The following is a 21,122-nucleotide window of genomic DNA, read 5'->3' on the forward strand; positions in this document are numbered from 1 at the left end:
AAAGCGAAGCTTGTTATTTCACCACATCCGAATGTTTCTTGCCCCAGCTGTTCACACCGTCATCCTCAATAATGGAGATGGCAGCGTCGGCGATGTCGGGGTTCGTCATCAACTTCTCCTGAATACGGAACTTGATGTCATCTGCATCAGCCAGGCTGAGTCCTTTGGTCAACTCAATCAGACCTTCAACATGATAATAACGGCCTTCCTGAATGATACGCATCATCTGAATGTCGGCAACGTGTGTGTCTGCCAGAATGGTTTGGGACACTTTGTCCTCAATATCCTGAGGAGCCGCTACACCAATCAATCCGATCATATTATCGTAACCGACACGGAAGGCTACAGCGATCATCAGACATCCAATAATCGTTGTCACAATGCCATCGAGCAATGCAAAATTGGTTAATGCAATGACTACAACGGAGATCAAGGCGAGTGTCGCACCGAGTACTGCTACAACATCTTCGTAGAATACGAGACGGGTTGGTGGCGCAGCACGGCCTACATTTTTGATGGCAGCAGGGACCAAGGCCAATCCGGCGGCTTTGGGTGCGCGTGCTTCTTTGAGGATTTCCTTCATGGCTTTGATCAGGATGGCCCCGTCAATGACAATGTTCAGAACAAGCACTCCGATGTTAATCCAGAGACCGCCGGTATGACCAACAGGATGCTGCAACAGATGTATGCCTTCATGGATCGTTTCATACGCCATAATGGTAACAACAATCACGGCGATCATGCAGAAAATGTTAATGACCCGTCCGAATCCGGTCGGGAAGCGGCGTGTAGGTTTTTTCTCGGACAACACACTTCCGACAAAGACAAACCCTTGGTTAATGGCATCAGCGAGTGAATGCATCGCCGAAGCGAACATGGCGCCACTGCCACTGAATAGGAAGGCTCCCCCTTTGCACACCGCAAGAACAGCATTACCTGCCATCGCTACGGCGGAGGATGTGTTTCCTTTTTTGACGAGAGACATAAAGCTCTCAGACTTCGGTTGTTCAGCCACTTCGTGTGTTCCTCCCAGATCAATGTATTAGGTGTAGAAAAGGCAGTTTATCTATACAGCATGTGCATTTCCACTAAATGTTATTATAACCGCTTTGACATATCCCAGCATTATGCAAAAAAGGTCATATCATCATGTGCATCTCAGTACTCAATGGCCTCCAAGGCACGTAAATTCCGGTTGGACTGTTCCAACAGTTCCGTAAACGTCCCAGCGACATAATATACAAAATCCGGGTCATGTACGTACATAATAATTTGCCCAACCCTTCCTTGCTCTGTCGGATCAAAATCGAACATCAGATACAGTGAGCCACCTCCAAGCATGCCAAACGTAACCCAATTCTTTTGAAAAAGGTAGGGTTTGATTCGGGGATCAAGCTCACGGATCTCTTCTTCGGTAAAATAATCATCCATGCGGTTCTCCACCAGCGTGGACTGCTCCTTTTGAATCTTTTCCAGGGATAACAGGTAAAATGGCTCGGACTCTCGTCCTTCCTCGAGGCTTGGATACAAGACGTGAAAGGCATAACCGCTCCCATTTTTACGTTTATAAAACGCACGAAAATCAGCAGGTAATCGAATACCGTGTTCCTGCTCGAATGCGTCGAGCTGCTCATCCGTCACGCCTTCAAACTCGCGATATGCCTCCAAGAGCTCCCGGTTTTCCTCATCTTGTACCTTCTCCTCCAGCAACATATCCAGTTCATCCATCAATTCATATATACGCTGTTCTGGCATCCAATTCCCTCCGTATGAGCTATTCAGATAATATGGTGAGTGATATGCGAGCAAACTGTGCCTGATATCACCTCATATTATAGTTATAATCCGGAAAAGCACACAAGAAACCGGAGTCCTTGCTTACATGCAACAATGGTCTCATTATTTATAGGCGGTAACAAAAAATAAAGCGTGGGTTACAGGGGCAATCCCTGTAACCCACGCTAATTATTTATCTACTTTATAAATGAAACTAATCTTTTACACGAAAACGTAGAGGACAGAAATAACCTGAAGAAGCGAAGTGTTCGCCTAAAAGCTTTCTGCAAGAAAGCTACATCGGAAGCATACGCTTATCCCCAGATTTTCACCTATATATAAAGTAAATAAAAAAATCTGGGGATAACAGCGATCGGAAGGTTGTTCTGTCATCGGAGTAGCGAGTGTAAATACTTTAGTTCGTTTTATAGAGTCCTCTTTAATCAAACTTCCAGCAGGACAAGCTCAGGTTACCATACTGATAGGCTTTGAACAGGAGTGATGCCCGCTTGTTCTGATCTCCCGCACCCATGGCGAGTAACAGCGGTACAAAATGCTCCGGCGTAGGCACGGCGGCTTGAGCTGAAGGTGCCAGTTTATCATAGGAGAAGAGAGACTCCGTATCCCAGCTCACCAGCTTGTCATGCAGCCAGTTGTCGAACTCTGATGCCCACGGGTCAACGCCGTTACTTTCCCAGTTCAATCGACGTAGATTGTGGACGGTTCCTCCGCTGCCAATGACCAGAATGTCTTGCTCACGCAAGGAAGCGAGCGCTTGTCCGACCTGATATTGCTGCTCACCTGTCAGATAGCGATTCACGGACAAGGCAATTACAGGAATATCCGCATCTGGGTAGAGTAGGCGAAGAACAACCCAAGCGCCGTGATCCAGGCCACGAATGTCATCCGTCTGTACCGGAATCCCGGCTTCTGTGAATAAACGCTCCACTTCGGCAGTGGTTTCTGCCTGCCCTTGAGCCGGATACTTGATCTGGTACAGCTCTGGCTGGAAACCGCCGAAATCATAGATGGTTTCATAATTGGCTACCGAGGATACAAGCTGAGTTGTGGATTCCCAGTGAGCAGAGAACAATACGATTGCTTTAGGTTTTGGCAGTTCCTGTCCAAGTTTCTGCAAAAATTCAGTGTACACATTCTCCTCCAGTGCCAGTGATGGGGCACCGTGAGCAATAAACAGAGATGGCATCATTATGAATTCAGTCCTTTCGGGTCTTCGGTAGTCAGATTTGCATCCGTCCGAAGCCAGTGTTGGAATTGTTGATATAGATCGGGGGTCACCTGGTGTCCACCGTTGTAAGGTACATATGTGACGTGATCGGTATGTTGACGAAAGAAATCGGCGTTATCTTCGCCCAGTTGCAGCGGGAATAGATGATCCTGATCCCCATGCGAGATGAACACAGACAGCTCCGAATCGGGTTGCAGCTTGTACTCGTCTTTCACAAATTGCGGGATGTACCCACTCATCGCTACAATGCCTTTAATGGCATCTCCCATAATCAGCGATAAAGTCATCGCCATAATGGCGCCTTGGCTGAATCCGGCGATATAACGCCGCGTGGGATCAATAGCATATTTGGCGGACAGATCAACAATCAACTGTTGCAGTCCCTGAACGGAGGCATCATACAATTCACGGATGGGGTTGCCGATGCTTTTGATCTGAAAATAAGCATAACCACTACCCTGAACGATAGGCCCACGGATGGCAACAATAATAAAATCAGACTGCATAGGCTCCATTAATCGAAGCATATCCTGTTCATCTGATCCCATTCCATGTAAGGCGAAAATGACAGGATAACGTTGATCTGGATTGTATTGAGACGGTAATCGGACTTCATGTATATAAGGAGAATTCATTGAAAACACCACCTGATGAGGATTGAGTTAATATATCGACCCGACGATAAAGTTCACTAATATGAAATAAATATTCTTATTTATGAACAAAATTTATCATGGTTTGATTGTAGGGTCAATACTTTTTTTGTATGATGAATATATGTTGTTTATAAGAAAAGTTAAAAACAGTTAATAGATAAGTCACTGCGAAGGATTCATATCTTATTCCCAAGGACGTGATCAGGATGTTAAAGCGTATCGTGCCTATTTTGAGAATATTTGATGAAAATAAAGCTAAAGAGTTCTACCTTGAATACTTGGGTTTTCAATTGGATTGGGAACATCGATTCGAACCGGATATGCCCTTATATATGCAGGTTTCGCTTGATTCCATCGTGATTCATCTGTCCGAACATCATGGAGATTGTACACCTGGAGCTGCCTTGCGCGTGGAAACGGATAACTTGGATGCATTACATGGTACACTTCGTCAGAAAGAGTACAAACATGCGAGACCCGGTATCGAGGAGACCCCTTGGAATTCAAGGGAGATGACCGTGACCGATCCGTTTGGTAATCGGATTATATTTGTTGAGGCAAGCGCCGAATAGATAACCTGGAATAGCTAAGATTACGCCTGGTATCTGATATAGATCAATAGAAGGGGAGGGACGCGATATGGATATTGGCTTGGCTATTCGTACGATCCGCAAGCAGAAACAGATTACGATCATGCAGATGTGCGAGGGAACGGGGTTGTCCAAAGGTTTTATCAGCAACGTAGAAAATAACAAAACGTCACCTTCCATTGCTACGCTTGAAAGTATTGCGGATTATCTGGAAGTGCCACTTCCCTATTTGCTGCTGACACCGGAGCAACGGATGAATGTGGTACGTAAGAACGAGCGCAAGCAAACAACGGCCGGAAGCGGACAGATCAAAGTGCAGCATCTTACAGCCAAAGGTGCGATGCGTATGTCCATTGTGGAGTTGCCGCCAGGTGCATCGACCGGGGTAAGCAAACATGCGGGAGAAGAGAGTCATCTTTTATTGCAGGGCATGATTCGTGCGCAACAAGGTGAAGATGTGGAAATTCTGGAAGCGGGAGATTCGTTTACCTGGAATGCGATAGTGCCCCATGAAGTGACCAATATCGGTGAGGAACCTGCGGTGGTGCTCATTGCGGTGTCCAAAGAATTGGGTCTGGATCATTTGTAGAATAAAAAAAGGACGGCTTCCAAGTCATGAACATGCGAACATGCATACATGTACAACGGGAACGTCCTTTTTAATATTTCTAACGAACTGAGTGAGCCCTATTAGATCATTTTAAGCAGATTTTGAGATGTAACGAATCTCAGACGCTTTATTTCACTGCTGTGTGTGTAATTTGTCTACATTCCACAGACTTCTGGCGAAATAACGTCGCTGAGATTCGTTACGTTTCTCATTTTCTGCAAAAGAGCACAATAAGGTGCGAGAGATTCGTTAGAAAAATCAGAAGCACTCTGGCTATTGTGGATTGGTCGTCCAGATGCCTGCTGCTTTGACAAAGACACGGTCGGACAGCTTGAGCGTTGCGAGTGCAAGTTCAGCTACATCTTCCGCTTGCATCATGCGATCTTCGTCGCCAATTTTCAGTCCGGCATTGGTCGCTAGCTCCGTATTGACTGTACTTGGTGTCAGTGCAGTCACACGAATGTTGGACTTACGCACTTCCTGCATCAGAGATTCAGTCATGCCTAGTAACGCAAACTTGGATGCACAGTATGCCGAACCTGTAGCGAATCCGCGCTCACCTGCAGTGGAAGCAATATTGATAATGCTGCCGCTACTTTCCTTGATCATGCTTGGAAGGACAGCGCGTGTGACGTAATATGTACCCATAACGTTAACATGCAGGATGCGTTCCCACTCTTCCGGCTCCATCTCCATGAACGTTCCGAACTTTCCGATCCCCGCATTATTGATAAGGATATCCACCGCGCCAAGTTCCATCTCAATAGCTGCTACAGCGGCTTCCGCTTGTGTTCGATCCGAGATATCTGCTGCAGCACTGGTTACCTTCACACCGTATTTTTGACTAAGAGACTGTTGCAGAGCCTGAAGATCGGAAGCGGTACGTGCAATAAGGCCGAGGTGCACACCTTCTTTGGCAAGTGCTTCAGCGATCGCACGACCGATACCTTTACCGGCACCTGTGATGATAGCTGTTTTATTTTTAAGTTCCATGTGGGTAATTCCTCCTTAGAATTGGACTGGCATTTGATTATACTATATTACCCACAGTTCGGAAATTTGCTTCATCATTATTTGGTAATCTCGATGCTGCCAGAAGAGGTACGGGCCTTGATCACTTCCCGGCTCACCATTGGCGATTCAGGTACATCGACACTTCCGGAAGTAGCCTTGGCGTCATAAATTCCGTCAAAATCGGGTGCAGCTTGAATGAAAATATCTCCTGATGTTCCAGACGCATTAATCGGGGCGGAATGGGACTGTTCAATATGAATGCTACCCGAAGTGAATTGAACATCGGCTGCACCGTTTAATTCAGTGATCTCAATATCTCCTGATTTAATCTTACTGTTTACTTGACCAACTACCTGATCAGCAGTGAAGCTTCCGGATGTCTGTTTCACGGTCATGTCTCCATTAATCATGGAAGCGGTAATGTCCCCCGAAGTCAGAGCCAACTCAATATTGGGTACCTTGATGTTTGCTAGACGTATGGAACCTGAGGTGTTATTCAGCTCAAGCTGATGGGCGCTCAGATCCGTTAGATCCCAGTCACTTGAAGAGGAGTCCAGCTTAACCTCATTTAATTGGTGTCCTTCAGGCAGGGCAACGGTTATTGTGGAGTCTTGATCATTCCAGTACAGGGTGAAAAATTGCAATCGTTCACGTTCTGTCTGTGCCAGATGGAATGTGCCGTTGGATATGGTGGCCTGTTCGAAGCTTTTGACTACGGCAGGGTCCCATTTACCATCCACTTCGATATAACCATTCGAATCCGGGCTTATGACAAATTCAATATCTGCACTGAAATTAGCATTCATGATAATGTTCTGCAATTCATCTGCTTTGAAATCCCATCGTTTAGAATAATGCTCCCGTTCATCCCCGAACTGAACGCCATAGATGGATGTCCCAAGTAAACCTATTCCGATACATATCACGGCAAGCGCAAGCCATTTCTTGGTACTCATGAGGAAACATCTCCTTTCATCATATTTTTATTCCATTGAATGTATTGAAGAGTAGTGTTTTTGAAGGCTCTAAAAACATACTTCGATGCGATGGCAAAACAAATGCCGACACCGAAGGCCCCAATCGCAACGAAGATCTCTGCTTTATCGAGTTGGCTAAGGAATACAAAGTCCACAACCGCTGCCACAGGAGCCAATACCAGTAAGGACAGGCTGGCGAGCGTAAGCCATACTGACCATAGCGTGAGACCAAGAGGAATGCCAAGTATCAAATTCAGGAATAACAGGCCAACGGCTGTGAAGAAGTTGCGAGTGGCTCTGGTGCTGTTTCTGGGGGATCGCATCTCGCGATACGTCGGTGCATAGAACGCGTCTGAACCCGGCGTATGAATGTCATAACGATCACCGAGTGCTTCCTTGGCGATCTCTTCCGGCTGTCCCAGTTCCCGAGCGATCTCTTCTTCCAGTCTGCCTTCTCTGAGCCCAAGTTCGAAATGTTGATCATAATCTGCGAGCAATTCAGCCCGTTCCTGCGGTTCCATCGGCCGTAGATGAATTTCCATGGCCTGCATAAATTGTTGTCTATTCATTGTGAGTTCCTTCCTCAATCAGATTTGCGACATTGCGCACAAAATCATTCCACTCTGTCGTCAGTGCCGTCATGTAGTCGCGACCTGTATCGGACAGTCGGTAATACTTGCGCGGCGGTCCTTCGCTTGATTCTTGCAGATAGGTGGTGCAGTAACCGTCATTTACAAGCCGGCGAAGCAAGGGATACAGTGCACCTTCAGCAACTTCGATATGTTTGGAGACCGCCTGAGCCAGTTCGTAGCCATACCGATCCTGGCGGTTAATTAATACCAGGACGCACAGCTCCAATACTCCTTTTTTGAACTGGATGTTCACATTCACACAGGTTCCTCCTTAGTAGCTTCATTTATAGCTAGTGTATATTATTCAGTAGTGGTGAAGTCATCATAGCATCCGGTACTGTTTAATGCAAGGTAGTGATTTTAAAATAGGTCCTGATCATGATATATCGATAATATGTTTGTTTTAATACTGTTGCTTAGCTGAAGCTGTCTGTTTAGCTATAATTCAGCATACGCAAAAACCGGATCGGTTACTTCCGTCTGGAGGCGGATTCCGATCCGGTCTGTGAGATGAACTTTTGTTTCTTTGGTTTACAGGTTAATCGCTAGATGTGGGTTATTCTTGTGCATCCAGAACTTTAAGGTCTTCCACAGCAGGGCCCTCAATGACATGGCCTGCATAATCGAAGCGTGAACCATGGCATGGGCAATCCCACGAACGCTCGCCCTCGTTCCATTCGACTTCGCAACCCAGATGGGTGCAGGTGGTATCCACCAGAAACAGCTTGCCACTGGTGTCCTTGTAGGCGCCAGCACGTTTGCCATTATGACGAACGACGGCTCCTTCGTCTTCACCAATATCGCTAACCTTTTTATGCACAATGCCTACTTTACCGGAGATTAATTCCTTTGCTACATTCACATTTTCCACAATAAAGTGTTTCATACCAGGATCGGCCTTGAATCTTGCCGGATCGAATATGGCAGCATGAGGGTTGTCACGTCCAGTGATGCGATCTGCAAGAAGGTGTCCTGCCATCGTGCCAGTTGTCATTCCCCATTTGGCAAACCCGGTCGCCACATAGACTCGTTCATGTCTTCCGGTAATCGGTCCGATGTAAGGCACCTTGTCGATGGAGATCAGATCCTGGGCTGACCAGCGAAAAGGAATGTTGCGAATGCCAAATGTCTCTGCTGCGAACTGCTCTAGGCGTTCATAATGACCAAAGGTACAGATGCCTTGTCCAGTTTTGTGATTTTCACCGCCAAAGAGGATAAGTTCCTTACCATCATGTAAGACGGTACGCAAGGAGCGGTACGGTGTATCGTCCGAGATGTACATGCCACCCGCATAGGCTTTCTCCGGTTCGACTAATACAGCGTAGGATCGTTCGGCGTGTAATCGTGTGAAATAAAATCCGGGATCATAGACGGGAAAATGAGAAGCCACGACAATATGTTCCGCTGTTACGGATGGGCCATCTCCATAGGTTCTGACATGCAGGGAAGCATCCTCCTCCACATCGGTTACGGTGGTATGCTCATAGATACGAACCCCTTGTTTCACAGCGGAATCGAGCAAGTAGTGCAGGTAGGCCAACGGATCAAACCGTGCCTGACCCGGCATGAGAATACCTGCCCTTGCGGGAACTGGAATAGGGAGTGGGTCTACCCACTCACCAGGGATATTGAGTTTGCCATAGGCGGTCAGCTCGATCTCCAGTTTTTTGATGTTTTCCTCCGATTGAATGTAGACGTAGGCATCTTCCTCTGCCCACTGGCAATCAATCTGTTTTTCCTTCACCAGATTGCGCATCCACTTCGCGGCATCGGCATTGCCTTCATAGTACATCCGAGCCTGTTCTTGTCCGAAGTGATGCATAATTTCATCAAATATGACGCCGTGCTGTGCAGATATCTTGGCAGTGGTATGACCGGTCGTGCCATCCAATACTTTTCCAGCTTCTAGCACGACTACACGCATACCCGTCTGCGCGAGCAGATAGGCTGTAGTGATCCCGGCAATACCGGCACCAATAATCGCTACATCCGCGGTGATATCTTCGGTCAGTTTTGGATAGGCATCGAATTGATGCGTAGCACGCCACAGCGATTCGGGGACCGGGGGCAGACCCGTCTTGGGCTGCTGATTGTCGCTCATTTTTTTTCCTCCTTGATTATCTTCAATCTATCGCATGGGGTGTTGTTCAGCGCACATCGTTGTACTCATATTCATGATTGCCAGACTATGCCAGGAAAAAACGGTGCTGTTCAGATTTTGCAGGGGGGATGTTCACAATTTCCTGCACAAAACCTCTATTTTTTTTGTTAAACATGCTATATGATAGGATTACCGAAATCGTTTTAGGTTTTGAAAAGGAGATCAAGTTTTATACCTGTAAACGTTGATTATAAAAGGATTAATCTGTCCATCGGAAGAAAGATTTTATCCGAATTAACCCCCGTTTTTTCATAAGATATGTATTCGCTATCATTTTAATTAACTACCGATAACCAAAGGAGATTCCATATGAAGACCAACCAAACGAAATATCCGTTTCAGGATACAGCACTAGAGTTAGACATCCGGGTGAAGGACCTTGTATCCCGCTTGACTGAAGATGAAAAAATTGAATCCATGCTGCAGTATCAGCCGGCAGTAGAACGCTTGGGTGTGCCTGCATACAAACACGGTACAGAAGCGGCCCACGGCTTGGCCTGGCTTGGAGAAGCAACATCTTTCCCACAACCGGTGGGACTTGCATGCACATGGGATGCGGATCTGATGAAGGAGATTGGCTCCGTGCTCGGAGACGAGGCGCGTGTATTTTATAAACGAAATCCGGCCGCGAACGGTCTTACGCTGTGGGCACCTACTGTAGATATGGAACGTGACCCGCGCTGGGGACGAAATGAAGAGGCGTATGGTGAAGATCCGGAACTGACAGCCGAGCTGACGACAGCATTGGTCAAAGGAATTCAGGGCGACCATCCGAAGTACTACAAAGCGGTAGCTACTTTGAAGCATTTTCTTGCGAATAATAACGAAGTGGATCGTGTAAGCGGTTCGTCCAGCATTGATCCGCGTAACATGCGTGAATATTATCTAAAGGCGTTCGAGAAGCCATTTAAGGAAGGCGGCGCACAGTCCATGATGACGGCGTACAACTCCATTAATGGTACACCAGCGTTGCTGCATCCTTTTGTAAACGAGATTGTCAAAGGCGAATGGGGCATGGATGGTTTCATTGTCAGTGATGCAGGCGACGTAATGGGCATCAAGAACGATCATCAATACTATGATTCCCACACACCGGGTACGGTAGAGTCCGTAAAGGCAGGAATTGATAGCATCACCGATGATGCTGAGCTGTCCAAACAGGCACTGCGTGAAGGGTTGGAACAAGGTACACTCACGATGGATGACATCGACAAGGCATTGTTTAATACGTTCCGTGTGCGTTTCCGTCTGGGAGAGTTCGATCCGGAAGAAGGCAACCCATATGCGGCTATTGGTGAAGAGTCCATGATGACGGAGAAAGCAAAAAAATTGTCCCTCAGAGCTGCCAGAGAACAAGTGGTGTTGCTCAAAAACGACAAAGGCACGCTCCCGTTGGACAAAACAAAAGCTGGTAAAGTGGCTGTGATTGGTCAATTGGGTGGAACGGTCTATCGTGACTGGTATGCAGGCACCATGCCGTATAACGTATCCCCACTTGAGGCGATCCGTGGCAAAGTAGGCAACGACAAAGTGGCGTTCAAGGATGGTAATGATCGTATTACGTTAACTTCCGTGGCGAATGGGAAGAAGATTGGACTGGCGGATGGTGAGAAATCACCTGTTATTGCTTCGGGAGAAGCGGAAACGTTCATGGTGTCCGACTGGGGCTTCGGAAGTTATACCTTACAGGCGGAAAGCAACGGCAAATATCTGACCACAGATGAAGAGACCGTAACGGCTTCCGCAGATGAAGTGTACGGCTGGTTCGTGAAGGAAGTATTCCACCTGTTGCCACAACAGGACGGAAGTGTAGGTCTGACCACTTGGAATGGAAAAACGGTGACTGCACCTAATGGCGGAAACGATGCATTTGCAGTATCCGAAGAACTGAAGACCTTTGGTGCCACAGAGACATTCAAGCAGGATGTGGTTGTGAATGGACTTGAGGAAGCGGTAGCAGCTGCCAAGGCTGCAGAAACGGCGATTGTCTTTGTTGGTAACAATCCGCTTATCAATGGTAAAGAAGAGATTGATCGTCCAAGTCTGGATCTCGCCGAATCCCAGCAACGTCTGGTTGAAGCAGTCTATGCCGCGAACCCGAACACGGTAGTCGTTATCGTGGGTAGTTATCCGTTCACATCCAACTGGGTTCAGGAGAACATCCCGGCGGTATTGTACACTTCACACGCAGGACAGGAACTGGGTAACGCAGTAGCAGACGTACTCTATGGCGACTATGCGCCAGCAGGCCGTTTGAACATGACATGGGTACAATCAGCAGATCAACTGACCGACATCAAGGATTACGATATCATTCAATCCGGTCGTACGTATCAATATTTTGAAGGTAATGTATTGTATCCGTTTGGACATGGTCTGACGTATGCAACGTTTAAATACAGCAATTTGGAACTTAGCCCAGCTCAAGTGGGTACAGAGGGCAGCGTTACGGTAACTGTAGATGTAACCAATACGGGTTCAATTGCCAGCGACGAGGTTGTACAGTTGTACGTTCGTGCAGGCAAATCCCGGGTGAAACGTCCACTCAAAACGTTAAAAGGATTCCGTCGTCTTCATATCGAAGCGGGAGGTACAGTGAAAGTCAGCTTCACCTTGCCTGTTCAGGAACTGGCAATCTGGGATGTAACTCGTGATCGTTATGTCGTGGAAAGTGGAACTTACTCCATCATGGTTGCCAAGTCATCCTCTGATGTCCAACTGGTTGCAGACCTGACGGTAGAAGGAGAGACAATCCCTGCCCGTAATCTGGGTGTGGCTACTCGTGCTGAGAATTATGATGCTTACCTGGGTGTTGATCTGGATGAGAGCAAAGAGGGCGGAAGTGCTGTCCGTGTAGTTGGCGAGCAAGGATGGATTGCTTTCAAGGATGCCGATCTGGGTAGTGGGGCAGCAGCAATTGGAGCGCGTGTCTCTGCAGAACAAGCAGGTGCTGTGTTAGAAGTTCGACTCGGTTCACCAGACGGTACGCTCGCAGGACGTGTGGAACTGGCGCAAGGTGAAGCCCAGCAGTGGTCTACCGTGAAGGCTGAACTCACGGGTGTATCAGGTGCGCAGGATGTATACATTGTGTTGTCTGCAGGTGTGCGCATCAGTCACTTCGAGATTCGTTAAGTCAAATAACTCATGAAAAAGCCTCCGAACTTATTCGGAGGCTTTTGTTTGTTGTTTTCTATCAAACGCATTTTTTATCTTCATCAAACGTATTTCTATTTTCCGTCAAACGTAATCATTTTTTGCACAAATTGCTTCAATTGTTTGTTGGTTTCATTCAGCTGTTCAATTGTGCTCATAAAATTGTTTACGAGTTCAGCCTGCTCTTGGGAGCTTGCAGTGATCTCACCAAGTTCATTCTCCATGCCTTGAATGGATTGCCGAACCGAGAGAAGAGAATCTTCAATCCGCGCCGTTGCTTCTTTGGTATCCACAGACAGTTTGCGAATTTCTTTGGCAACAACGCCAAAACCTGCACCAGCTTCCCCTACACGAGCAGCTTCAATGGCTGCATTCAAGCCGAGCAGATTGGTTTGTTCGGAGATTTCACGAATGAAACTGGCAACCTGAGTGACATTTCCTGATTTCTGTACGGCTTGTTTGGAGTTGTTCCGGATCTCTTCGGTTGTGGCACTGAGTTCCTCGGAGTGTGCAGCTACATGCTGTACACTGTCAATTAACTGGTTGGTCAGATTTTCGGTAGCATCCATGAGCTGTTGCAGCTGGTCCTGGTCATCCATACTGTAGAGCAGGTTAAACAGGGCGATGACTTCACCTTTCTCATTTTTAATGGGAATAAAAGCCACGTCAAAAGGAACACCGAATAAATCTTTAGGATAGTGATCGAATCGTTTGACTGTACCGCCGTTGAGATCAGCAAAATTTCGATTTCCATCCAATAGAGGGTCGCCGGGTTGATAATTCAGTTGCTTTAACGATTCCCCTGCTGAGAAATATAGAAATTTCTCATGATCAATAACGGAGAGGGTTACATCCTGACGAATCGTATCTCGAAAGAAAGGCATACATGTAATTAATGCTTGAACAATATCCATATAAAAGATGATTCCTCCCTGGTTACCTTATGTAAACGGTTAAATTTTAAACGCTAAATTACTAACTACCTATATTATATATCGTCATGCAATAGAGAAGAAAATAGAGAGAATGGATAAAACTCATTTCTTTAAAGAAGGCGGCTATACGCGAAAAAGACACGAGTCCGCGGGGACCCGTGCTTTACTAATTGGTGAGGGGGATAAAACCAATGTTTACAGCATACTGAGCTGCATTGTAACGATGGTTCGAGTGGCTAGTGTTGCACTGACATCAATCAAACGCTGATTCCGGCTGCCGCGGAAGGGAAGGGAGACATCACGCTCTGCTTCAATGTATCGCCCGTCGATAATGACATCGCACAATCGGGCAAGCTCCGCTCTCGCAGGGTCGGTAATCAGTTCTTCATATTCGAATCCCGTGTAGGCCCATACCGTCAGATCAGGACGTGCAGCGCGGAGCTGCTGAACCCAGGATGTACATTCTGCTGCCGAGAAAAAGGGATCACCACCACACAACGTAACGCCGTCCAGCAACGGATGGGTCGTCACTTCATGCAGAATCTGCTGCTGCCGCTCCTCTGTAAAGGGCTCACCCGCTCGAAAGCTCCATGAATCCGGACTGAAGCAGCCCGGACAGGCGTGACGGCAACCGCTGATGAACAACACGGCACGCAGGCCTGTCCCTTCATTTACCGATTCCGGGATGTAACCATACAGATTCACCGGTGCTTCACCCGATCCTGCACTTCGGCCTGCTTCGCAGCATTGAAGCGTACTTTGTAATCTCCGGTCAGATAGCCAGTTACGCGGCGTAACCGTTGGAAGTGTACATGATTCTCGTGGGCTTCACAGCCTGGGCATACATCACCGATGACGCCTTCAAAACCACATGCAGGGCAGCGATCAATCGGATGATTAATGGAGAAATAACCGATATCCTGCGCCAGTGCATACTGTACAATTCGCAGGAAAGCTGCGGTGTTGGCCCGAACGTTTCCGTCAAGCTCCACATAGGAGATTGCACCCGCATTACATAACATATGGAACGGGGCCTCCAGTTCAATCTTCCGATAAGCTGGGAGAGTGTGGTATACCGGGATATGGAATGAGTTCGTATAATACTCCCGATCATTAACCCCGGCAATTAGGCCGTATCGCTCTCTGTCAATCTTCGTGAATTTGCCCGACAACCCTTCAGCAGGTGTGGCGAACAGTGTGATATTTAAGTTATGCTGCTCGCTCATCCGATCACAGAACTCTCTCATGTTCCGAATAATGTTGAGCGCTTCGCGATGCACATGGGGGTCCTGCCCATGATGGCGCCCATACAGAGCTGTCATACATTCGGCGAGACCGATAAAACCAAGCGATAACGTTCCATGCTTTAATAGATCGGCAACCGGCTCGTTCGGGCCAAGCTGTTCTCCACCTTCCCATACACCCTCCCGCATCATGAAGTCCGATGCCTTGGCAGGCTGTGCTGTCTGGATACGGTAGCGATGCAACAGTCCGTCAGCAGCATTATGCATCACGGATTCCAAAGCAGTATAAAAACCGGCCCGGTCAGCGACAGCTCTGGCACCTTGGCAGATGCCAAACCGAATACCCAGCTTGACGAGATTAATGGTGTTGAAGGACAGATTACCTTTACCACTTTGACGATTGCGACCAAACCGGTCTGCCAGTGTACGTGTGCGGCATCCCATAGTTGCGATGATCGTATCCGGATCTTCCGGATGATAGAAAGGCAGATTGAAAGAGGCATCCACATTGACAAAGTTAGGATACATCCGCCGGGATGAACAGGTGACTGCGAGCCGGAACAAATCATAGTTCGGCTCTCCTTGAGCCTGATTGATCCCCTGTTTACATTGGAAAATATGTTGAGGGAACACGGGAGTCTCCCCGTTGCCCAGGCCACGAATGGTTGCTTCCAGCAACGAGCGTGATACCAACCGTCCTTCTGCTGATGTACATAATCCATAGTTCAGTGAAGTAAATGGAATCTGACCACCTGCCCGGCTACTCATTGTGTTCAAGTTATGAATCAGTGATTCAGCAGCTTGTCCTGTCTCCAGTTCAGTCTCTTCATAGGCGAAGGCATATGCACGTGGGCACTGATTCTTTGCTTCGATACTGTCCAGATGAAGCTGTTCATCCTCGAGCAGGGCATGCTCACCAAAGAGGCGTTGCCCTTTGCGATAATGTTTGCGGAAGGAACGCTGTACATAAGGGGCCAAATCCCAGTCAATCTTATTGGCCGATACACCGCCATATTGACTGTTCTGCTGGGATTGGAAGATGATCGCAACCAGGGCCATTGCAGACATGATCGTCTGAGGTGTGCGAACCGATCCATTGCCTGTATTGAAACCCGCAGCAAGGAGACGGTCAAACGGTATAAAGATGCAGTTGGTTGTTCCGAGTGCATACTGATCCAGATCGTGTACATACAGATCCCCATTCTCCACAGCTTGGGCAAGCTCTTCCGGCAACACATGACGCAGAGCATGCCACTTGGCTGTCTCCGAACCGAGCCTGCTCATCTTGCCGCTGAAGGAGTCCCCGTTCAGATTCGCATTTTCCCTCAGCGTATCGGCGTCTTCTGCGCCAATAATTCGTCTTCCCAGGTCGGATAATAGATCGGATGCCGGTGGAGTGGCATGCTCAAGCATGTTCATGTAAGGTTCCTCCTAAAATGATTTTGGTTATCATTCAATTTCCACATAACACTATATGTAGGTTCGTATTATCCATTTATAAACTATATGTGGTTTTTTGGGTGTGATAATGGTCACACAACTTATTGGACCGAGTGGACTTTCCTTTAATTGCTGCGGATAAAGGTTTCCAAAGCCTGAGTAGAAGCGTATAATTTCTAGTTATCCTGCAAGGATAATATTCGAAGTTGTACAAGATGGACTTTAATCAAGCTGAAAAGGCGATTTGCAAACCATTTTCCGTTATTAAACCATCAGTTCAAGACCTGCTTTTGTCCAAAAACGGGCTATCGGCAGGCAGTATGATTCTCTTTTACTTTTACGGTGTTAATCATATAAGTATAGATTGTGACAGCTATTCGGATTCTTGATGAACCCTTGTACGTGATTAAACATTCTGATATACAGATTTGAAAGTGCAGCTAAGACAAAAGGGGTGGATCATGGGGACGGCAGAAGGCATTACGAGAGGCTTCTATGAGGATATAAAGGAAGCTGCGGCCCATATCGTAGACGTATTAAGTGGTATATTGAAGGTCAATACCATCTTTGTTGCCACGAATGACGGGGTGACCAATGTCATTTTGGAGGCCTTCAATCGTACGGAAGAGTTAGTTGTTAAAGGCAGTGCACTTCCATTTACGGATTCATATTGCAGCCTGGTATTAAGAGACAACGGTAGTGTTCTTACGATCCCGGATACATCTGAACATCCGATGACACGATCCATGGGCGTTACGAGCGGACTTGGCAATCGCTTCTTCGTGGGCGTGCCTATTATGAAAAGATCGGGCGAAACATTTGGTACCATCTGTCTGATGGATGATCCTGGTTATGTGATCAGCGAAACCGATATGAAGACACTGAAGGCGATGGCTGTATTCCTGGGCTATGTTGTCGATCTGGAAAGCACATTGCATGTTCAGGAGCGGAAATTGAGTGATTCGGAACAAATGCAAGAACAGCTTCAGGCGGAGAAAGAACGTGCCGAATCCGAGGCCATGACCAAAACACAGATGTTGAAGCTGATGAGTCACGAGATTCGCAATCCCCTGAACGGTATTTTGGGACTGACAGATCTGATGCGCACACCGGATATGCCCGAGGAGCAGTCTGAATATGTGAACATGATTGAGACAAGCGGCAATATTTTGCTTTCTTTGCTGAATAATATGATGAATTTCAACATTAATGAAGCAGGTAAAACGGTTATACATGATGATCCGTTTGATCTGGTAGGCACCATTGAGAATACCGTGTATCTCTATGCCGGCATTGCGACGGGCAAGAACATTGAGCTGGGATTAAATCTTGAACTGAATGTATCCCAAGTGTTCGTTGGTGATGAAGTCAAGATCGGACAGTTGCTTGCACACGTCATTCAATATGCTCTCGATTCAACGCGTGAGGGTTCCGTTCTGATCACAGCAGTGGTGAACGGAGAAGAATTGGAGGAGACCGGGACACTTCTGCTCAAGGTGAAGTATACGGGTCAGATGTTATCGGACAAGAAGACACAAACCTTTAACAGCCAGGATGAAAATTTGAATATCCAAAAACTGATTGGAAGCAATCTGGGTTTAGCTGTAAGCCAGAATCTGGCCATTCTCATGCATGGCCGTATTCAGGTGAGTAGTGTGGAGGAAAATGAGACGGAATTCAACATTTCCCTTCCGTTACGCAGATACTGGGAGTTACCTCAACTCGCAAGTGTTCAGCAGCGATTAAAAGGGAAAAAGGTGTTGCTTGCCAAGGACCCTGACATTTTGCAAGGTGTCTCTTCCCTGATGCGTAGGTGGGAGATGGATGTACACATGACCTCAGGTTTGACAGTAGCACATGATTGGATCAAGGAAGGATTCATGCCGGATGTAGCCGTTGTGGATATGGGGTTACTGGAAGGTGGCGCGGTTGATTTTGTACATGAACTGAAACAGCGACTGGAGAATTTGCCCGTCATTGTTCTGGTTCCCTATGGGATGCACATTGAATTGCATGAAGCAGAAGCCTTTGATGCTGTTCTGACAAAGCCAGTCAGACAGGCTGATCTGTTGAATGCATTGAGTATTACTTTGCCTTAGATCATGATCAGAGGACAAATCTTTATTCAGCGCACCGGTTGTTGGTGCGCTTCTTCGCATCTTCCATTGCATTTTCCATTTTCTGAGCCAAAGCCCTTTTATTCCGAGCTGGTTACGTTACAATAGGATATGAACTTCATCTTTATAACCAACAGAGGAGGATATGCAATCAATGGATTATCGCAGATTAGGTGGAAGCGGACTGAAAGTGAGCGAGATCAGCCTGGGAAGTTGGCTGACGTACGGAGGGTATGTGGAACGTGAAAATGCGGTGAAATCAATTGAAACTGCATTTGATGAAGGCATTAACTTTTTTGATACAGCCAATGTATATGAACGGGGTGCAGCAGAAGAACTGCTTGGACAGACGCTCAAAGCATATTCCCGTGACTCTTATGTACTTGCAACCAAAGTATTTGGCAAAATGGGTGATGGTCCGAATGACCAGGGGTTGTCTCGCAAACATATCAAGGAGCAATGTGAAGCCAGCTTGAAGCGCTTAGGCGTTGAATATGTGGATATCTATTATTGCCATCGTTATCATACCGAAACACCAATTGAAGAAACACTCCGCGCGCTCGATGATCTGGTACGCCAAGGCAAAGTGTTATATGTTGGCGTCAGCCAGTGGACTGCGGCTCAGATGGAAGCTGCATTGGGTACAGCAGACCGTCTTCTCCTGGATCGCATCGTGGTCAATCAGCCGGTGTACAACATGTTTGACCGTTATATCGAAAATGAAATTATCCCGCTCGGTGAGCGTAAAGGCATCGGACAAGTCGTATACTCCCCGCTTGCTCAAGGTCTATTGACCGGGAAATATACGTCCGTTTCCGATATCCCAGAGAATAGCCGTGCGGCTAAGCTAGGATGGGACGAAGGAAAGATCAATGCGGATCGTATCGGGAAAGTTCGTCAACTGATTGAAGTGGCGGACAAGCTGGATCTGAAGGTTGGCCAACTGGCCCTTGCCTGGATACTGCGCCAGAACAATGTATCCAGTGCACTTGTAGGGGCGAGTCGTCCCGAGCAGGTAAAAGAGAACGCGGCTGCATCTGGCGTGAAGCTGGATGCTGCCATTGTCGAGGAGATTGAGAGCATCCTTGCTTGATCTTCTGTCAGCACACAAGCTGAGATGATATGCAATGATCCATAAAAGCAAGGGATGTCCTGTGCGCCTGAATAGGCGAACGAGACATCCCTTTTTTGAGAACGTTGAAAGGTTAGATTATTGAAAGGTAAGATCTTACATTAAAGTGTAAGAGGCAAGGAACGAAAATTTAAGGCACACACACGGTTACGCCCTGTATTCTTGGCTTCATATAAAGCACGGTCGGCCTGTTCGAAGAAGTCGTCATCGTCATGAGCATCACAATGATCCGGATACACGGCTACACCAATGGAGATGGTTAGACGTGTTGTGTGTCCGTCGGGCAGAGCAAAATGGTATTTCTCTACCGCCTGCCGGATAGATTCGGCGGTAGCCAAGGCCTGACGTTGTCCACAGTCAAGCAAGAGAATGGCGAATTCTTCCCCACCGTTTCGTGACACGATATCGGCAGAACGTGCATGCTCAACGAGCAGTTGTCCAAGTTGCTTCAGGACCGCATCGCCGGCAGAATGACCATAGGTGTCATTTACCTTTTTGAACCGGTCAATATCGATGGCCAGCAAGGACAGCTTTTGTTGGTAATCCCGCGCATGCTGAAGCTCGGATTGAAGTGATTTTTCGAACTGTCGTCGATTGCTAAGGTTGGTAAGATGATCAGTAGATGCTCTTCTCTCCAATAGAAATAACATTTCATTGGATTTATTAATGAATTCTGCGATGAAATAGATAAATAATCCACCGACAAAGGAAATAGTCATTTGTAACGGATATACCTTCATTAATGAATTCATACTGTCCGTGTTCAACATAAGGATGATAAAGATTAACGTTATGCCGAGCAGATTCATCGTAATTATTTTGGTCAGTCTGGACCAGGAAGCATAAGCAAAGTATACACCGGACAGTCCGATCAGAGTCATGACAAATCCTGCATCTATGGCAGAGGATGATATGCCAAACATCAGAATACGAAGGACCGAGATAACAAGTCCCGTAACGACTGAAGCTAGCCCTCCCAGATATACCGCTGCGGTAACGATGGCCAGATGCCGTAGATCAACAATCGTAGTCTCGTTCAGAGGGAAGGAATAGTTCATGAGTACTGTGCCATATATACCGAATAATAAGCCGCCGATCAACTGAACACGTAACGAGGGAAAAGGCAATCGGATACTATAGAACTTCGTGATGATCCCGGACACATACATAAACGTAATCATGACACAGATATTAATGAAAAAAGTGCTAAACAACCGACATTCCCCCTTTTTACGCACATCTCTATATTTTATCTGAAAAGTGGTGCTGTAGCGAACCATATTATCCCAAATTTATGAGGCGATTGCTGGGAAAGGTATTTTATTTGCATATCCAGGATGTTGGAGTGATATTGACTTCAATATACAATAAGATTTATACTTAATCTAAATCAAAATTTATTTCTTCATTTTTGGGAAGACCATCATAAGTAGAAG

At 46.9% G+C, this 21,122-nt stretch carries 18 protein-coding genes; 5 read left to right on the plus strand and 13 right to left on the minus strand.

The window, feature by feature from the left end:
• Positions 1-13: 13 nt before the first annotated feature.
• From QVE09_RS15185 to QVE09_RS15200, 4 genes are all read right to left on the minus strand, one after another.
• Positions 14-1,015 carry a cation diffusion facilitator family transporter gene (locus tag QVE09_RS15185; protein ID WP_017691803.1) on the minus strand — a complete coding sequence of 334 codons (1,002 nt, stop codon included), beginning with the start codon at positions 1,013-1,015 and terminating at the stop codon, positions 14-16.
• A 143-nt stretch (positions 1,016-1,158) separates the two neighbouring features.
• Positions 1,159-1,755: an SMI1/KNR4 family protein gene (locus tag QVE09_RS15190; RefSeq protein ID WP_315937454.1), complete on the minus strand. Its 597-nt coding sequence runs from the start codon at positions 1,753-1,755 to the stop codon at positions 1,159-1,161.
• 460 nt (positions 1,756-2,215) lie between these two features.
• On the minus strand, positions 2,216-2,986 hold the full coding sequence (locus QVE09_RS15195) for a DODA-type extradiol aromatic ring-opening family dioxygenase (RefSeq protein ID WP_315937455.1): 771 nt from the start codon (positions 2,984-2,986) through the stop codon (positions 2,216-2,218).
• A complete protein-coding gene (locus QVE09_RS15200) occupies positions 2,986-3,660 on the minus strand; it encodes an alpha/beta hydrolase (protein WP_315937456.1) in 675 nt (224 codons plus the stop codon). The genes QVE09_RS15195 and QVE09_RS15200 overlap by 1 nt, the downstream gene beginning before the upstream one ends.
• Before the next feature lie 227 nt (positions 3,661-3,887).
• On the opposite strand from QVE09_RS15200, the gene QVE09_RS15205 reads away from it, so the two are divergent.
• On the plus strand, positions 3,888-4,253 hold the full coding sequence (locus tag QVE09_RS15205; RefSeq protein WP_315937457.1) for a glyoxalase superfamily protein: 366 nt from the start codon (positions 3,888-3,890) through the stop codon (positions 4,251-4,253).
• 67 nt (positions 4,254-4,320) lie between these two features.
• Positions 4,321-4,860 carry a helix-turn-helix domain-containing protein gene (locus QVE09_RS15210; RefSeq protein ID WP_315937458.1) on the plus strand — a complete coding sequence of 180 codons (540 nt, stop codon included), beginning with the start codon at positions 4,321-4,323 and terminating at the stop codon, positions 4,858-4,860.
• A gap of 294 nt (positions 4,861-5,154) precedes the next feature.
• Here QVE09_RS15210 and QVE09_RS15215 read toward each other — a convergent pair whose 3' ends face one another.
• The 5 genes from QVE09_RS15215 to QVE09_RS15235 all read right to left on the minus strand — a co-directional run bounded on the left by QVE09_RS15215 (position 5,155) and on the right by QVE09_RS15235 (position 9,605).
• Positions 5,155-5,874, minus strand: coding sequence for a 3-ketoacyl-ACP reductase (locus QVE09_RS15215; RefSeq protein ID WP_315937459.1), 720 nt, complete (start codon positions 5,872-5,874; stop codon positions 5,155-5,157).
• Positions 5,875-5,951: 77 nt separating this feature from the next.
• Complete coding sequence (locus QVE09_RS15220; RefSeq protein WP_315937460.1) at positions 5,952-6,851, minus strand: DUF4097 family beta strand repeat-containing protein; 900 nt, start codon at positions 6,849-6,851, stop codon at positions 5,952-5,954.
• Entirely contained in the window at positions 6,848-7,441 is a 594-nt protein-coding gene (locus tag QVE09_RS15225) for a DUF1700 domain-containing protein (RefSeq protein ID WP_315937461.1), read from the minus strand. Before QVE09_RS15225 ends, QVE09_RS15220 begins: the two co-directional genes overlap by 4 nt.
• On the minus strand, positions 7,434-7,763 hold the full coding sequence (locus tag QVE09_RS15230) for a PadR family transcriptional regulator (protein WP_315937462.1): 330 nt from the start codon (positions 7,761-7,763) through the stop codon (positions 7,434-7,436). Before QVE09_RS15230 ends, QVE09_RS15225 begins: the two co-directional genes overlap by 8 nt.
• A gap of 297 nt (positions 7,764-8,060) precedes the next feature.
• Positions 8,061-9,605, minus strand: coding sequence for an FAD-dependent oxidoreductase (locus QVE09_RS15235; RefSeq protein ID WP_315937463.1), 1,545 nt, complete (start codon positions 9,603-9,605; stop codon positions 8,061-8,063).
• 369 nt (positions 9,606-9,974) lie between these two features.
• Here QVE09_RS15235 and QVE09_RS15240 point away from each other — a divergent pair, with 369 nt between their 5' ends.
• The gene (locus QVE09_RS15240) at positions 9,975-12,797 is read left to right on the plus strand and encodes a glycoside hydrolase family 3 C-terminal domain-containing protein (protein WP_315937464.1); all 2,823 of its coding nucleotides are present in this window, start codon (positions 9,975-9,977) and stop codon (positions 12,795-12,797) included.
• 95 nt (positions 12,798-12,892) lie between these two features.
• Here the strand turns inward: QVE09_RS15240 and QVE09_RS15245 are convergent, their stop codons facing one another.
• The 3 genes from QVE09_RS15245 to QVE09_RS15255 form a co-directional block, all read right to left on the minus strand.
• Positions 12,893-13,732, minus strand: coding sequence for a methyl-accepting chemotaxis protein (locus tag QVE09_RS15245; RefSeq protein ID WP_036612816.1), 840 nt, complete (start codon positions 13,730-13,732; stop codon positions 12,893-12,895).
• A 216-nt stretch (positions 13,733-13,948) separates the two neighbouring features.
• Positions 13,949-14,458, minus strand: coding sequence for an anaerobic ribonucleoside-triphosphate reductase activating protein (gene nrdG / locus QVE09_RS15250; protein WP_315937465.1), 510 nt, complete (start codon positions 14,456-14,458; stop codon positions 13,949-13,951).
• Complete coding sequence (locus tag QVE09_RS15255) at positions 14,455-16,416, minus strand: anaerobic ribonucleoside triphosphate reductase (RefSeq protein WP_315937466.1); 1,962 nt, start codon at positions 16,414-16,416, stop codon at positions 14,455-14,457. Before QVE09_RS15255 ends, nrdG begins: the two co-directional genes overlap by 4 nt.
• A 482-nt stretch (positions 16,417-16,898) precedes the next feature.
• Here QVE09_RS15255 and QVE09_RS15260 point away from each other — a divergent pair, with 482 nt between their 5' ends.
• On the plus strand, positions 16,899-18,536 hold the full coding sequence (locus QVE09_RS15260) for an ATP-binding response regulator (protein ID WP_315937467.1): 1,638 nt from the start codon (positions 16,899-16,901) through the stop codon (positions 18,534-18,536).
• Positions 18,537-18,708: 172 nt separating this feature from the next.
• The gene (locus tag QVE09_RS15265) at positions 18,709-19,647 is read left to right on the plus strand and encodes an aldo/keto reductase family protein (protein WP_047840782.1); all 939 of its coding nucleotides are present in this window, start codon (positions 18,709-18,711) and stop codon (positions 19,645-19,647) included.
• A 140-nt stretch (positions 19,648-19,787) separates the two neighbouring features.
• On the opposite strand, the gene QVE09_RS15270 is transcribed toward QVE09_RS15265, so the two are convergent.
• The gene (locus QVE09_RS15270; protein ID WP_315937468.1) at positions 19,788-20,900 is read right to left on the minus strand and encodes a GGDEF domain-containing protein; all 1,113 of its coding nucleotides are present in this window, start codon (positions 20,898-20,900) and stop codon (positions 19,788-19,790) included.
• Positions 20,901-21,122 lie beyond the last annotated feature (222 nt).

Source organism: Paenibacillus sp. ClWae2A, assembly GCF_032452295.1.
Taxonomy (GTDB): Bacteria; Bacillota; Bacilli; order Paenibacillales; family Paenibacillaceae; genus Paenibacillus.